Origin of the sequence: Pseudocitrobacter sp. 73 (assembly GCF_008369545.1) — a bacterium.
In the GTDB taxonomy this organism is placed as follows: Bacteria; Pseudomonadota; Gammaproteobacteria; order Enterobacterales; family Enterobacteriaceae; genus Pseudocitrobacter; species Pseudocitrobacter vendiensis.
Genome location: NZ_VTZO01000016.1, coordinates 158,292 through 171,935 on the forward strand (window position 1 = coordinate 158,292; position 13,644 = coordinate 171,935).

The window sequence follows — 13,644 nt, forward strand, 5'->3', positions numbered from 1 at the left end:
CGCTTTGCCGGGCCTGCAAGGCGACACGCCTCGTAGGCCCGGTAAGCGGCAGCGCCACCGGGTACAACAACAATCGTCTTAGTGAGACGCCGCGCCGTGTTGGCGATGGCGGCTAACGAAGCCGAGGATGACGCACATCACGAAGACCACAGCGTAGAGAGCGTTGGCGGTTACCAGCGCCGCATGCGGGCCGCTGTGGGCCACAATCGGGCCGGTGACCACAAAGGTCAGCATGGTGCCGATGGTGCCGCAGGTCAGTACAAAGTTAACCAGCTTCGGCGAGGCCACTTTGGTTTGCAGCGAACCCAGCGTAATGATTGAGGTGTAAATCGCGCTGGAGAAGAAACCCAGCGTCAGGATGAACCACGCCAGATGTTGCGGCTCGCCGTGAATGAAGAAGTACATCAGCACGGTTGCCAGGCCCGCCAGCGCGGTCAGAATGCGTTGCAGGTCGAAGAAGCGCAGAATGAAGCTGAACGCCCACATACCGAACATATATGACATCCAGAAATCGCTCACCAGTTTACCCGCGTCGTTCAGGCTCATGCCCAGGCCTTTGGCGTATTCCGGCACCCAGGAGATAAACCCGAGCTGACCAAGGATGTAGCACAGCGCGGCAATCGACAGGAACAGTACGCCGATACCCCATTTTTCTTTCACCACAGGCTGCGCATCGGGCGCGGCTTTTTTGCCGAGAACCGGGAAGTCGCAACCGAAGGTCAGAATAAAGATAGCCACGTAAACCAGACCAATGCAGGCATACACCCAGTACCATTCGATGCTGCGCGCCAGCAGAACCGCGGCGACCATCGGGAAGATCATCCCGGCCATGCTGAAGAAGGAGTCGGTGAACAGCAGACGCGCGCCGCGCTGGCGACCTTCATACATGTGGGTGATCAGGAATGTACCGATCGACATGGTGATCCCGCTGACCAGGCCGAGTACGAACATCGCGGCGGAGAACAGCGCCAGGCTGTGCGTGGTCATCAGACCGGCAACCGCCAGCACCATCAGCACAAAGCCAAAGCGGAGCTGCGTTTTCAGCGGCACGATTTCCATCAGCCACGCGTTCAGGAAGATAGAAATCAGGATCCCGGCGTTCAGGAAGGTGAAGGTGTTACTCATGCTGGAAACGGGCAGATTGAAGTAATCGGCGATATTTCCCATCACCATCCCGGTGACAATCACCAACGCACCGGTAAGGGCGTAGGAGAAGAAGCTGATCCATGTGAGCTTGATACGGTTGCTGTTAGTCATGACTGGCCTGTATGAATAGAAACGTAAAACGCGTTGACACCCCGCCGGGTGCGCAGATTTTATTCATTTAAGTGATGCATTCCTAGTTTTATTGCATCAATGTTATTTATTGCACCAGCTAACGTGATGCGCGTCACATTAAAAATGTGTAGATTTCAGCGCCGTGCTGGTTACATCTGTTTCAACTAAGTAAACTTAAGTAAAAGTCTGGCCTGGGGTGCAAACCCTCTTTAGAATCAAGCCACTTGCCTTCTTTACTGCACCCGTTAAGGAATTCTCATGCTCAAATCAACTCTGGCGGCCATGACGGCTGTTTTTGCACTCTCAGCGATCTCCCCGGCAGCTCTTGCAGCGACTGGCGACCCGCATGTGCTGCTGACGACTTCCGCAGGGAATATTGAGCTGGAGCTGAACAGCCAGAAAGCGCCGGTTTCCGTTGAAAACTTCGTGAACTACGTCAACAGCGGTTTCTACAACAACACCACTTTTCACCGCGTGATCCCGGGCTTCATGGTGCAGGGCGGCGGTTTTAATGAGCAGATGCAGCAGAAACAGCCGAACCCGCCAATCAAAAACGAAGCTGACAACGGCCTGCGTAACACCCGTGGCACTATCGCAATGGCGCGTACTGCTGATAAAGATAGCGCAACCAGCCAGTTCTTCATCAACGTAGCGGATAATGCCTTCCTCGATCACGGTCAGCGTGATTTTGGCTACGCGGTATTTGGTAAGGTTGTCAAAGGGATGGATGTTGCTGATAAAATTTCTCAGGTGCAGTCCCATAACGTTGGCCCGTACCAGAATGTGCCGACCAAACCGATTGTTATCCTCTCCGCAAAAGTCCTGCCGTAAATTCTTCTTCGCGCGGGCGATGCCGTCCGCGCGTTTTTGCCTTCCTGCATATACACAAAATCATTCGAGCTGCATCAAGGCGGCAAGGGAGTGAATCCCCTGGAGCGTACATAAGTACGTGACTGGGGTGAACGAGTGCAGCCAACGCAGAGGCAGCTTGAATGATGATGTGTATAACCTGCAATTGCTGCTTATACTTGTGGCAAACGGGATCAGTTCAGGGAGGCTGCATGAAAAAACTCACCGATAAGCAAAAAGCTCAGCTCTGGGAAAAAACACGCAACGAGAATTTTCAGGCCAGTCGCCGCCTGGAAGGTGTTGATATCCCGTTGGTCACCCTCAGTGCCGAAGACGCGCTGACACGCATTGAACAACTGCGGGGGCACTATGAGCGATAAATTCGGTAACGACCGCGACCCTTATCTGTTCCCTGGTTTAAACGTGATGCGTAATAAACTGGGCATCCGCGAAGCCACTCGCCTTGAACAGGCCGCCTTGGAGCTTACCTCACTACGTGCCGCGACCCTCGAACTGGGCCCGCAGGTGCGCGGGCTTCCCTGGCTGTGCGCCATTCATTATCAGCTCTATCAGGATGTGTTTGACTGGGCCGGAAAATATCGGGAAATCAATATCTACCACGGCGATACACCGTTCTGTCATTTCACGCGCATTGAAAAAGAGGGCAACGCCCTGATGCAGGAACTGGAAGACGAGGACTGGCTGTCGGGGCTGGAAAAAGACGCGTTTATTGAGCGGCTAACGTGGTATTACTGCGAAATCAACGTACTGCATCCGTTTCGCATTGGCAGTGGCCTGGCGCAGCGTATATTCTTTGAGCAACTGGCTATTCACGCGGGTTACGCGCTGGACTGGCGGGAGATTGAACCGCTACGCTGGAACGACGCCAACCAGCAGGGGGCGATGGGGGATTTGAAGCCGCTGCTGGCACTGTTTACTAAGGTGGTGAGGGAAGGGCGTGTTTGATATTGGCGCAGCTTGTTTCCCCTCACCCTAACCCTCTCCCGCAGGGAGAGGGAACCGATCGAGCCCTTCTCCCTCTCCCTGCGGGAGAGGGCCGGGGTGAGGGGTATCTAAACGCACCTTTTCATCGTCCAGACGCGGCACAAACGGTAGAATGCTCCGGTTTGCTGTAACCGGAGCCGCCATGATCCTGCTAATTGATAACTACGATTCCTTTACCTGGAACCTTTACCAGTATTTCTGCGAGCTGGGTGCTGAGGTACTCGTGAAGCGCAACGATGACATCACCCTCGCGCAAATCGATGCGCTTAGCCCGGCGAAAATTGTTATCTCCCCCGGTCCCTGTACGCCGGATGACGCGGGTATTTCGCTGGAGGTCATTCGCCATTACGCAGGAAAAACGCCGCTGCTGGGCGTGTGCCTGGGGCATCAGGCGATTGCGCAGGCGTTTGGCGCGCGCATCGTGCGGGCGCAAAAAGTGATGCATGGCAAAACCTCACCTGTCACGCACAACGGGCAGGGCGTTTTTCAGGGGCTGAATAACCCGCTGACCGTCACTCGCTACCATTCCCTGCTGATTGACCCGGATACGCTACCTGAAAGCTTCGAGGTGACCGCGCGCAGTGAAAGCGGTGAGATTATGGGCATTCGCCATCACCAGTGGGATCTTGAAGGCGTGCAGTTCCACCCGGAAAGTATTCTCAGCGAACAAGGGCATGCGCTGCTGGCAAACTTTCTTAATCGCTAATTTAGTCATTGCTATCAAGTGATCTTTTATGCATATTTTGTGATTATAATTTCATAATCATTGCTGCATAATCACAGAAGGGCATGACATGACAACCAAACAACCTGCAATTACCCGCGCGACATTCGATCAGGTGATCCTGCCAATTTATGCACCGGCGGAGTTTATCCCGGTAAAAGGTAAAGGCAGCCGCGTGTGGGATCAGCAGGGGAAAGAGTACGTCGATTTCGCCGGCGGGATTGCGGTAACGGCGCTGGGGCATTGCCATCCGGCGCTGGTAGAGGCGCTAAAATCGCAGGGTGAAACCTTGTGGCACACCAGTAACGTGTTTACCAACGAACCGGCGCTGCGTCTGGGGCAGAAGCTGGTGGACGCCACCTTTGCCGAGCGCGTAGTGTTCATGAACTCCGGTACAGAAGCCAACGAAACCGCGTTCAAACTGGCGCGTTACTACGCCTCTACGCGTCATAGCCCGTACAAAAGTAAGATTATTGCCTTCCATAATGCCTTCCATGGTCGCTCGCTGTTTACTGTTTCTGTCGGCGGTCAGCCGAAATATTCCGATGGCTTTGGCCCGAAACCGGCGGATATCGTCCACGTGCCGTTTAACGATCTGCATGCGGTTGAAGCGGTAATTGATGACCATACCTGCGCGATTGTGGTCGAACCCGTTCAGGGCGAAGGCGGCGTGCTGGCCGCGACCCCGGAATTTTTACAGGGGCTGCGTGACCTGTGCGATAAACATCAGGCGCTGTTGGTGTTTGATGAAGTGCAGAGCGGGATGGGCCGTACCGGCTCGCTGTTTGCCTATATGCACTATGGCGTGACGCCGGATATCCTTACCAGCGCGAAAGCCCTGGGCGGTGGTTTCCCGATTAGCGCCATGCTCACGACTGAAGATATTGCCAGCGCATTTCACGTCGGCTCCCACGGCTCGACCTACGGCGGTAACCCGTTGGCCTGTGCTGTGGCGGGTGCGGCATTCGATATTATCAACACGCCTGACGTGCTCGATGGCGTTCACGCCAAACGCGAGCGTTTCGTGAAGCATTTGCAGGATATTGACGCGAAGTTTGATATCTTCAGCGATATTCGCGGAATGGGGCTGCTGATTGGCGCCGAACTGAAAGAGCCGTACAAAGGCCGCGCGCGTGAATTCCTTTACGCCGCCGCCGAGGCGGGTGTCATGGTGCTGAACGCCGGGCCGGACGTGATGCGTTTCGCGCCGTCGCTGGTGGTGGAAGAAAAAGACATCGACGACGGCATGACGCGCTTTGCTCAGGCAGTGGCAAAGGTCGTTAGTTAATATGGCGGTTTAGCCAGATACCGTGCCGTGGCCGCTGACGCCATGCCACCGACGAAATAGTGTGCATGGTGTTGAGGTGGCCCAGAATACGCTGGAGATGCTGTTCCATGGTGCTGAGTGGCCCATGGGACAGCGTATCCGGCGACTCCATGATGTTCACATCCCCGCTGCTGCCCGATTCATCATACTCCAGACGCTGCTGACAGCGTTGCAGGGCGACTTCACACGATTCCAGATAACGCTGCATCAGTTCCGGCGAGAGCGTATCGTGCTCACGCGCCAGCGTGGTCATCGCGTTGATATGCTCAACGATGAACTGGCTGTGCGTCACCCACAGTTTCATATCTTCCAGATAGTGCGTATTGAAGCCCGGTTCCTGCATCGCCTGATTGAGCGAGTTAAACAAGGCGTTATGGGCCTGGTTGACGCGCATACGTTGATACGCCAGTTTTTCCGCGGCAGGGTCGTCACTCAAAATTAACTGGATTGCCTCCTGATCCGCTTCCAGCGCTGAATGCGCATTTTTCCGCAGCAAACCACTTTGCCACTGCGGCCACAGCCACAGCATGCCACCAAAGGCGATCAGGCAGCCAATAATGGTGTCGGCGAAACGTGCGACAATAAACTGCTCACCGTTGAGCGTCAGCAATTGCAGGGTATATACCGCCGTAATGGTAAATCCCACGGTTGCCCAGCCGTAGCTTTTGCGAATGATCAGATAGCTTATCAGGGTGATCACCAGCATCGCGGCCAGCGCAAGCCCTTCCGGGAAATGATAGTGCAACGTTGCAGCGGCAATCACCAGCCCCGCCAGCGTACCCGCTGCACGGTGGAAGATACGCACGCGCGTCGCGCCGTAGCCGTTTTGCGTCACCAACAGCACGGTCATTAAGATCCAGTAAGGTTTTGGCAGATGCAGTGCCGCCCCCATCAGGCTGGCGATGCTCAACATCACGCTTAAACGCGCGGCATTACGCAGGGCGGGTGATTTCAGTGACAGATAGCTTTTCAACGCCGGGAACAACGGCAGGCGGCGCTCTTTATCGGCCATCAGATTACGCGGATAAAGCGGGCGCTGAGAACGCAACACTTTGGCGATGCGGCTGAAGTGCCAGGCGCAGAACTGCCCAACCGGGTTATCGGGATGCTGGCGGGCAATTTTCTCCAGCGCGCCAATTTGCTTATCCATATTGAAGCGCGTCGGGAAGCGGTGATAAAGAATGTCATCGGCCATGACCCGCAGGCGCGCGGCGACGGTTTGTGCGTTCCAGCGAATCACCACTTCGGCGTGGCTGCGCTCGACCAGTTTTTGTACCTCTTCCGGCTGGTGCAGGCTCACCGAGATGTGCTCCTGCAAATCCAGCCCCATCTGGAAGGCGCGTAGCAGGCGCTTGTAATCATTGTGCTGATTCGCCGCCAGCATGTGCATCTGCTGATAGCACTGGGAGATAAGATCGACCACTTTCTGCTGACGGTTGAGCAACGGCGGCAGGGCGGTGTTCGGGTCGGTATGTTGCGTCAGCAGGCTATATTTGGCTTCGCAGTACTCCGCCAGTTGGCGATAGAGCAGGCTTAACGATTCGCGCAGCGGTTGTTCGCGCCACAACCAGAACCAAAACCAGTTAAACAGCCCGTACCACAACGTGCCGAGTGCGTAGATAAGTAACGGCTCCCAGATGGGCATGTTACCCGCCAGGCTTAGGGTAAAAATCGCGGCAATCAGCGAAGCCGGAAGCAATCGCCCGTGCAGTGCGCTGATTTCGGCGGTAACACCCAGCACCATCGCCAGACCCGTGAGGATAAACGGCAGCGGGATATCATCAGCCAGCAGCAATTGCACAATCAGGCTGCATCCGGCGAACAGCGATCCACCAATAATCAGGCGTTTGAAGAAGCGTTTATGGGGAGTATCCAGCCCGGCGATGTTGCAGCAGGCAGGCACTAAAGAGAACAGTAAACCGTGTTGAAGCTGGCCGAGGATCAGGCCGACGGCGACCGGCAAACATAACACCAGCGTTTGCCGCAGTGCATAGTTGACTTCCGGGTGGTAAATCAGCCTGCGCCACATAAGAGACAAAAACGGCGTATTGCGTGAACAATACGCCGTCAGACGGGATTAACGCGTGCCGTAAACGACGATCGTTTTACCGTGTGCGGAGATCAGATTCTGATCTTCCAGCATCTTCAGGATGCGACCCACCGTTTCACGGGAGCAACCAACGATCTGACCGATTTCCTGACGGGTTATTTTGATTTGCATACCGTCCGGGTGGGTCATGGCATCCGGCTGTTTCGCCAGATTCAGCAGCGTCTGTGCGATACGACCGGTAACGTCGAGGAACGCCAGGTTACCGACTTTCTCAGAGGTCACCTGCAGACGGCGCGCCATCTGAGAGGAGAGACGCATCAGGATATCCGGGTTAACCTGGATAAGCTGACGGAATTTCTTATAGGAGATTTCCGCCACTTCACAGGCGGTTTTCGCTCGAACCCAGGCGCTACGTTCCTGGCCCTCTTCAAACAGGCCCAGTTCACCGATGAAATCGCCCTGGTTGAGGTAGGAAAGGATCATCTCTTTGCCTTCCTCATCCTTGATGAGTACTGCCACGGAGCCTTTAACGATGTAATACAGCGTTTCCGCTTTTTCACCCTGGTGAATCAGCGTGCTCTTCGATGGGTACTTATGAATGTGGCAATGAGACAAGAACCATTCGAGAGTCGGGTCTGTTTGCGGTTTGCCAAGCACCATGCGCGGTTATCCTCTGTTATAAGCTATCGCCAGCGGCATAAATCAGGCCGCCACTGGTTGAAATAATATCCTTCCCTCTACCTGGGAAGTCGGTCGTCAAAGATTGTCGCGACCAGTATGTGATGTCCTCTGCATACATGCAGTACGTTTATGTATCTCTGTAGCATCCCGACTGTTTTAGCATAGCTTTCGCCGTGTGTCTCCTGGTGTCTCGCTTCAGCATGACCCAGGTCTACTTCCGTTGCGAGATTTGTTATGTGCGCGTAATCTGACAATAAATTTGCAACTTTGGAGTGACAACTATGCAAGCGCGTGTGAAATGGGTTGAAGGGTTAACCTTCCTGGGTGAATCAGCTTCCGGGCACCAGATTTTGATGGATGGCAACTCAGGTGATAAAGCACCAAGCCCGATGGAAATCGTGCTGATGGCAGCGGGCGGCTGTAGCGCTATCGACGTGGTGTCGATTCTGCAAAAGGGGCGTTATAACGTGACCGATTGTGAAGTTAAACTGACCTCTGAACGCCGCGAAGAAGCCCCGCGTATTTTTACCCACATCAACCTGCACTTCATCGTGACGGGTAAAGAACTGAAAGATGCTGCGGTGTCCCGCGCGGTGGATTTGTCGGCAGAGAAGTACTGTTCAGTGGCGCTGATGCTGGGCAAAGCGGTGAACATTACCCATTCTTATGAGGTGGTGGAGGGGTAAGTTGAGACACCCCTCACCCTAACCCTCTCCCGCAGGGAGAGGGGACTGACCGTGCGGTGTTCAGGTTCTGCGCTGATTTTCTCCCTCTCCCTGCGGGAGAGGGCCGGGGTGAGGGGCCCAGCCTGCACCCTTCACCCAATCTTCTTCCCTTCCATCAACCGCTGCACCAGCGGCGTCATGATCAATTCCATCGCCAGCCCCATCTTGCCGCCAGGCACCACCAGCGTATTCATATGCGAGATAAACGAGCCCTGCAACATTGCCAGCAGCCATGGGAAGTCGATATTGTCGAGATTGCGGAAGTGGATCACCACAAAGCTTTCATCCAGCGACGGAATGCCTTTGGCGGCGAAGGGATCGGAGGTATCGACCGTTGGCACGCGCTGGAAGTTAAGATGTGTGCGCGAGAACTGCGGGGTGATGTAGTTGATGTAATCTTCCATCGAACGGACCACGGAATCCATCACCGCCTCGCGGGAGTGACCCCGCTCGCTGGTGTCGCGGATCATCTTCTGGATCCACTCCAGGTTCACAATTGGCACCACGCCCACCAGTAAATCGACATGTTTCGCCACATCGTGATGCGGCGTAACCACGCCGCCGTGCAGCCCTTCATAAAACAGCACGTCGGTCGGCTCAGGCAGCGGCTGCCACGGGGTGAAGGTTCCCGGCACCTGATTCCACGGCACCGCTTCATCATAGGTATGCAGATATTTTCGCGATTGTCCGGTGCCGCTGTACCCGTACTCGCGGAAGGTTTGTTCCAGCAGGCTGAAGTCGTTGGCATCCGGGCCGAAGTAGCTGATATGACGCCCCATATCGCGCGCCTTACGAATCGCTAAGTCCATTTCCGGACGCGTGTAGCGGTGGAAGCTGTCGCCTTCCACCTCTGCGGCGTGGAGTTTAAGCTGGGCGAAAATCTTGCGGAACGCGAGGCTGGTGGTGGTGGTTCCCGCCCCGCTGGAACCCGTGACGGCGATAACCGGATGTTTGGCAGACATAGCGAACAACTCCCGAGTCGGTAAGATTAACCGCGAAACTGGCTGCGGGGCATGATGTTGACGGTTTCATGAAGTTCCGACCACACCAGTACCGCTTCGCCGCGTTGTAGTTGCTGTTTTACGTCGGCGACCTTTTGCGCAAGTGAACGTTCATATTCACCATAATCGGTGCCTTCACGCAACACAAAGCTTTCAATCAGGTTATCGAGCGTTTCAGCGTCGATGTCTTGCCACGGAATGATCATTTTTCACCTCCAAGCCACGGCATCAGCCAGTTGGGAATACGTTGCTCCAGCCACATTTGCGGTCGGCGGAAGGTGCCGCCGATAAAGCCGACATGGCCGCCATGTTCCGTTAACTGGTATTCGACGCAGGCGGGGAGTGAGTCGGCATCGGGGATAACGTGTTGATCCATAAAGGGATCGTCCTTCGCATGAATAATCAGCGTTGGAATGGCTATCTGATTGAGCAACGGCATGGCGCTACATTGACGATAATAGTCGATAGCGTCGGCGAAACCGTGAATTTTGGCAGTAATCAAGTCATCAAATTCACGGATTTTGCGCACGCGCTTAAGCTGGCGCAAATCGACCGGCAGCGTGCCAGGATACGCCGCCAGTTTGCGCGAGGCGTTGCCTTTTAACAGGTTGAGCAAATAGCGCTGATACACCCGCGAAAAGCCCTTTTCCATATGATAGCTACAGGCCTCCAGCACAAATGGCGCGGAGACAATCACCGCAGCATCCAGCGGAACCGTAGGGCCTTCTTTCGCCAGCAGGCAGGCCAGCATGTTGCCGCCGAGTGAATAACCGACCGCCGCCGTGGGCGCATCGCCCAGTTCCTGCTTCAGCCAGTTTAAAAACCAGGTGCCGTCTTCTGTTTCACCGGAGTGATAAATACGGTTAAGGCGATTCGGTTCGCCGCTGCAGCCGCGAAAATGCATCACCACGCCGAGCCAGCCGCGTTCTTTCGCTGCCTGAATCAGACCGTGTGCATAGGGGCTGTGCAGGCTGCCTTCCAGACCGTGAAACACCACCAGGCGGGGTTTGTGCTTCGCCTGCATGGGATCTTCGCTCCAGGCGATATCCAGAAAGTCGCCGTCGGGTAAATCGAGGCGCTGCCAGTGCGGCGTAAAGTGTAGCCGACGGCGGATGAGCCTCGGCAGCATGGTTTGCAGATGCGGGTTGCTGATGCCGGGCATCGGGCGAAACGTGGAAGAATCGTCCTGTGGGACAGCAAACTCTGCGGGAGTAATTTGGGCCATAACGTTGCGATGTTCTCTTTTAATCTGCTGACTACTATACCGTCACTTTTTGATTCTGTTTAAGAAAATGGGCGGTGGTAGCCTCTTTTACCCCTTTTTGAGTTGACCTGCGTCACAAATTTTTAATGTGATTATTACTCTCAGGCTAATGATTCCTTCCTAAGCTTAATTGATGACTTTCTCACCAGGGTTCAGACTCTTCTCAGTGTTAAGCAAATCAAAATGATTCGCTGAATCAGGAGGTTAATAATGTTATCTGGGCAAACACCCGCACGGGTATGGAACACGCGACGCACTGAGAAACAGCGCCGCCTGGCGTCTGTACCGGTGCAGGGCAAGGTGCTACCGACGGCAGACCTTGTCGCAATGCTGGAAAAACTGATCGCGCCGGGCGACAGAGTGGTATTAGAAGGGAATAACCAAAAACAGGCAGATTTCCTGTCTCGTTCCCTTGCTGAAGTGAACCCGCAGATTGTTCATGACCTGCATATGATCATGCCAAGCGTAGGTCGCAGTGAACACCTCGACATCTTCGAGAAAGGCATCGCTCATAAGCTGGATTTCTCTTTCTCCGGCACGCAGAGCCTGCGTATTTCGCAACTGCTGGAAGATGGCTTGCTGGAGATCGGTGCGATTCACACTTACATCGAACTCTACTCCCGTCTTTATGTTGACCTGGCCCCGAACGTGGCGCTGATTGCCGGTTTTAAAGCCGACAGCAAAGGCAACCTTTACACCGGCGCCAGTACTGAAGATACGCCAGCGCTGGTTGAAGCGGCCGCCTTCCACGACGGTATCGTCATCGCACAGGTAAACGAACTGGTGGACGACGAATGCGACCTGCCGCGCGTGGATATTCCCGGCTCGTGGATTGATTTCGTGGTCGTCGCAGACAAACCGTTCTTTATCGAACCGCTGTTTACCCGCGACCCGCGTCTGATTAAACAAGAACACATCCTGATGGCGATGATGGCGATTAAAGGCATCTACGCAGAGCATCAGGTGCAGTCACTCAACCACGGTATCGGTTTTAACACCGCCGCGATTGAACTGCTGCTGCCAACCTACGGCGAACAGCTCGGCCTGAAAGGCAAAATCTGTAAACACTGGACGCTTAACCCGCATCCGACGCTGATCCCGGCGATTGAGAGCGGTTGGGTGGAAAGCGTGCACTGCTTCGGTGGCGAACTGGGGATGGAAGAGTACATCCGCGCCCGTCCTGATGTGTTCTTTACCGGTGCCGACGGTTCAATGCGTTCTAACCGCGCGTTCTGCCAGTTAGCAGGTCAGTACGCGGTGGATATGTTTATCGGTTCAACGTTACAGGTTGATGGCCTCGCCAACTCCTCGACCGTCACCCGTGGTCGTCTCTCCGGTTTCGGTGGCGCGCCAAACATGGGCCATGACCCACACGGTCGTCGTCATGCAACGCCTGCCTGGCTGAACATGATCACCGAACCAGACCCGATGCAGCGCGGTAAAAAACTCGTCGTCCAGATGGTGGAAACCTTCCAGGCGGGTGTGAAACCGACCTTCGTCGAAACGCTGGATGCCGTTGAAGTGGCGAAATCCTCCGGGATGCCGCTGGCGCCGGTCATGATTTACGGCGATGACGTGACCCACGTGCTGACCGAAGAAGGTATCGCTTACCTCTACCGTGCGGAAAGCCTGGAAGAGCGCCGCGCGATGGTCGCCGCCGTTGCCGGTATTACCGATATTGGCCTGGGCGTAGATGCCAAACGTGTTGCTGAGCTGCGTAAGAGCGGCAAAGTGGTTTACCCGGAAGATATGGGTATTCGCCGTACCGACGCCACCCGTTCCCTGCTGGCTGCCAGCAGCGTGTCCGACCTGGTGGAATGGTCCGGTGGTTTGTACAACCCACCTGCGAAATTCCGGAGCTGGTAATGAAACTTCTGCCACAGATTCAGGTTGAAGGCGGTGCCGAATGGCTGGCGCGAACCGCCACGCAATGTCTTGTCGACGAAGCACGTTTAAGCCCGAAACCCGGTCTGGTGGACAGCCGGGGCAGCGGGGCGCATCACGACCTGACGCTGGCGCTGATGGAGCGTTCCGCCCACAGCCTGACCCCGACGTTTCATGCCCTGGCGCAGCAAAGCTGGCAGCGTCCGGCGGATGTCGCGCTCAGACAAACCATTGGGCGACTGGGACGCGAAGGCGAGCAACAGATGATGGCTGCCACGAACGGTGTGAATACTCACCGTGGCGCGATTTGGGCGCTGGGCCTGCTGGTCAGCGCGGTGGCGATGCTCGGCGGTGCCGGTACGGCGAAAGCCATCAGCACCACGGCGGCGAAACTGGCGATGTTGCCGGATGCTGTCGCGCCGAAAGTGTTCAGCAAAGGGCTTCGCGCCACGCACCGCTATCGCGTGCCAGGGGCGAGGGAAGAAGCGCAGCAGGCTTTTCCGCACGTGATGCAGCGCGCTTTACCTCAGCTTCGTTTAAGCCGCTTCAACGGCAGCAGCGAAACGCACGCCAGGCTGGATGCGCTGATGGCGATTATGACCTCGCTCAGCGACACCTGCGTGCTCTCGCGCAGCGGAATGCAAGGCCTTGAAACCATGCAAAACGGCGCGCGTGCTGTCCTGCTTGCTGGCGGCACCGCACAGCCTGAAGGCCGCGAGGCGCTTGCCATACTCGATGCACAAATGCTGGCGCTCAACGCGTCACCGGGCGGCGCTGCCGACCTGCTGGCCGCCACGCTGTTTCTCGACCGTATTGACGCGTCTTCCGCGCCTTATTTACCGAATTAAGAGGATGT

The 13,644-nt window shown here is 55.6% G+C and carries 14 protein-coding genes; 8 read left to right on the top strand and 6 right to left on the bottom strand.

The window, feature by feature from the left end; all coding sequences use genetic code 11:
* Positions 1 to 78 precede the first annotated feature (78 nt).
* Positions 79 to 1,257, bottom strand: coding sequence for an MFS transporter TsgA (gene tsgA / locus F0Q32_RS18025; protein ID WP_149464165.1), 1,179 nt, complete (start codon positions 1,255 to 1,257; stop codon positions 79 to 81).
* A 279-nt stretch (positions 1,258 to 1,536) separates the two neighbouring features.
* On the opposite strand from tsgA, the gene ppiA reads away from it, so the two are divergent.
* The 5 genes from ppiA to F0Q32_RS18050 all read left to right on the top strand — a co-directional run bounded on the left by ppiA (position 1,537) and on the right by F0Q32_RS18050 (position 5,144).
* Entirely contained in the window at positions 1,537 to 2,109 is a 573-nt protein-coding gene (gene ppiA / locus F0Q32_RS18030; protein ID WP_149464166.1) for a peptidylprolyl isomerase A, read from the top strand.
* Between the two features lie 230 nt (positions 2,110 to 2,339).
* The gene (locus F0Q32_RS18035) at positions 2,340 to 2,507 is read left to right on the top strand and encodes a YhfG family protein (RefSeq protein WP_149464167.1); all 168 of its coding nucleotides are present in this window, start codon (positions 2,340 to 2,342) and stop codon (positions 2,505 to 2,507) included.
* On the top strand, positions 2,497 to 3,093 hold the full coding sequence (locus F0Q32_RS18040; RefSeq protein WP_149464168.1) for a putative adenosine monophosphate-protein transferase Fic: 597 nt from the start codon (positions 2,497 to 2,499) through the stop codon (positions 3,091 to 3,093). The genes F0Q32_RS18035 and F0Q32_RS18040 overlap by 11 nt, the downstream gene beginning before the upstream one ends.
* 181 nt (positions 3,094 to 3,274) lie before the next feature.
* Positions 3,275 to 3,838 carry an aminodeoxychorismate synthase component 2 gene (gene pabA, locus F0Q32_RS18045; RefSeq protein ID WP_149464169.1) on the top strand — a complete coding sequence of 188 codons (564 nt, stop codon included), beginning with the start codon at positions 3,275 to 3,277 and terminating at the stop codon, positions 3,836 to 3,838.
* A gap of 88 nt (positions 3,839 to 3,926) precedes the next feature.
* Positions 3,927 to 5,144 carry an aspartate aminotransferase family protein gene (locus F0Q32_RS18050; protein ID WP_149464170.1) on the top strand — a complete coding sequence of 406 codons (1,218 nt, stop codon included), beginning with the start codon at positions 3,927 to 3,929 and terminating at the stop codon, positions 5,142 to 5,144.
* Here F0Q32_RS18050 and F0Q32_RS18055 read toward each other — a convergent pair.
* Positions 5,137 to 7,212 carry a YccS/YhfK family putative transporter gene (locus F0Q32_RS18055; RefSeq protein ID WP_149464191.1) on the bottom strand — a complete coding sequence of 692 codons (2,076 nt, stop codon included), beginning with the start codon at positions 7,210 to 7,212 and terminating at the stop codon, positions 5,137 to 5,139. The two genes, F0Q32_RS18050 and F0Q32_RS18055, sit on opposite strands and share 8 nt — an antisense overlap.
* A 48-nt stretch (positions 7,213 to 7,260) precedes the next feature.
* On the bottom strand, positions 7,261 to 7,893 hold the full coding sequence (gene crp / locus F0Q32_RS18060) for a cAMP-activated global transcriptional regulator CRP (RefSeq protein ID WP_000242758.1): 633 nt from the start codon (positions 7,891 to 7,893) through the stop codon (positions 7,261 to 7,263).
* A gap of 302 nt (positions 7,894 to 8,195) precedes the next feature.
* Between crp and F0Q32_RS18065 the strand changes: the two genes are divergently transcribed.
* Positions 8,196 to 8,600 (top strand): OsmC family protein, encoded by a 405-nt coding sequence (locus F0Q32_RS18065; protein WP_149464171.1) that lies wholly within the window; start codon positions 8,196 to 8,198, stop codon positions 8,598 to 8,600.
* A 131-nt stretch (positions 8,601 to 8,731) separates the two neighbouring features.
* Here F0Q32_RS18065 and F0Q32_RS18070 read toward each other — a convergent pair whose 3' ends face one another.
* The 3 genes from F0Q32_RS18070 to F0Q32_RS18080 are packed head-to-tail and all read right to left on the bottom strand — an operon-like array spanning position 8,732 to position 10,865.
* Positions 8,732 to 9,601 carry a phosphoribulokinase gene (locus F0Q32_RS18070; RefSeq protein ID WP_149464172.1) on the bottom strand — a complete coding sequence of 290 codons (870 nt, stop codon included), beginning with the start codon at positions 9,599 to 9,601 and terminating at the stop codon, positions 8,732 to 8,734.
* 26 nt (positions 9,602 to 9,627) lie between these two features.
* On the bottom strand, positions 9,628 to 9,846 hold the full coding sequence (locus tag F0Q32_RS18075) for a YheU family protein (RefSeq protein WP_015962712.1): 219 nt from the start codon (positions 9,844 to 9,846) through the stop codon (positions 9,628 to 9,630).
* Entirely contained in the window at positions 9,843 to 10,865 is a 1,023-nt protein-coding gene (locus tag F0Q32_RS18080) for a hydrolase (protein ID WP_149464173.1), read from the bottom strand. Before F0Q32_RS18080 ends, F0Q32_RS18075 begins: the two co-directional genes overlap by 4 nt.
* Positions 10,866 to 11,114: 249 nt before the next feature.
* Between F0Q32_RS18080 and mdcA the strand changes: the two genes are divergently transcribed.
* On the top strand, positions 11,115 to 12,770 hold the full coding sequence (gene mdcA / locus F0Q32_RS18085) for a malonate decarboxylase subunit alpha (RefSeq protein WP_108476626.1): 1,656 nt from the start codon (positions 11,115 to 11,117) through the stop codon (positions 12,768 to 12,770).
* Positions 12,770 to 13,636 (top strand): triphosphoribosyl-dephospho-CoA synthase, encoded by an 867-nt coding sequence (locus F0Q32_RS18090; RefSeq protein WP_149464174.1) that lies wholly within the window; start codon positions 12,770 to 12,772, stop codon positions 13,634 to 13,636. The genes mdcA and F0Q32_RS18090 overlap by 1 nt, the downstream gene beginning before the upstream one ends.
* Positions 13,637 to 13,644 lie beyond the last annotated feature (8 nt).

Bases quoted from the DNA above. Each gene is read 5' to 3' on its own strand.
- F0Q32_RS18080 (WP_149464173.1), bottom strand. From the start codon at position 10,865: ATGGCCCAAATTACTCCCGCAGAGTTTGCTGTCCCACAGGACGATTCT.
- F0Q32_RS18075 (WP_015962712.1), bottom strand. From the start codon at position 9,846: ATGATCATTCCGTGGCAAGACATCGACGCTGAAACGCTCGATAACCTG.
- pabA (WP_149464169.1), top strand. From the start codon at position 3,275: ATGATCCTGCTAATTGATAACTACGATTCCTTTACCTGGAACCTTTAC.
- mdcA (WP_108476626.1), top strand. From the start codon at position 11,115: ATGTTATCTGGGCAAACACCCGCACGGGTATGGAACACGCGACGCACT.
- F0Q32_RS18050 (WP_149464170.1), top strand. From the start codon at position 3,927: ATGACAACCAAACAACCTGCAATTACCCGCGCGACATTCGATCAGGTG.
- F0Q32_RS18065 (WP_149464171.1), top strand. From the start codon at position 8,196: ATGCAAGCGCGTGTGAAATGGGTTGAAGGGTTAACCTTCCTGGGTGAA.
- F0Q32_RS18070 (WP_149464172.1), bottom strand. From the start codon at position 9,601: ATGTCTGCCAAACATCCGGTTATCGCCGTCACGGGTTCCAGCGGGGCG.
- ppiA (WP_149464166.1), top strand. From the start codon at position 1,537: ATGCTCAAATCAACTCTGGCGGCCATGACGGCTGTTTTTGCACTCTCA.
- F0Q32_RS18035 (WP_149464167.1), top strand. From the start codon at position 2,340: ATGAAAAAACTCACCGATAAGCAAAAAGCTCAGCTCTGGGAAAAAACA.
- F0Q32_RS18040 (WP_149464168.1), top strand. From the start codon at position 2,497: ATGAGCGATAAATTCGGTAACGACCGCGACCCTTATCTGTTCCCTGGT.
- F0Q32_RS18090 (WP_149464174.1), top strand. From the start codon at position 12,770: ATGAAACTTCTGCCACAGATTCAGGTTGAAGGCGGTGCCGAATGGCTG.
- tsgA (WP_149464165.1), bottom strand. From the start codon at position 1,257: ATGACTAACAGCAACCGTATCAAGCTCACATGGATCAGCTTCTTCTCC.
- F0Q32_RS18055 (WP_149464191.1), bottom strand. From the start codon at position 7,212: ATGTGGCGCAGGCTGATTTACCACCCGGAAGTCAACTATGCACTGCGG.
- crp (WP_000242758.1), bottom strand. From the start codon at position 7,893: ATGGTGCTTGGCAAACCGCAAACAGACCCGACTCTCGAATGGTTCTTG.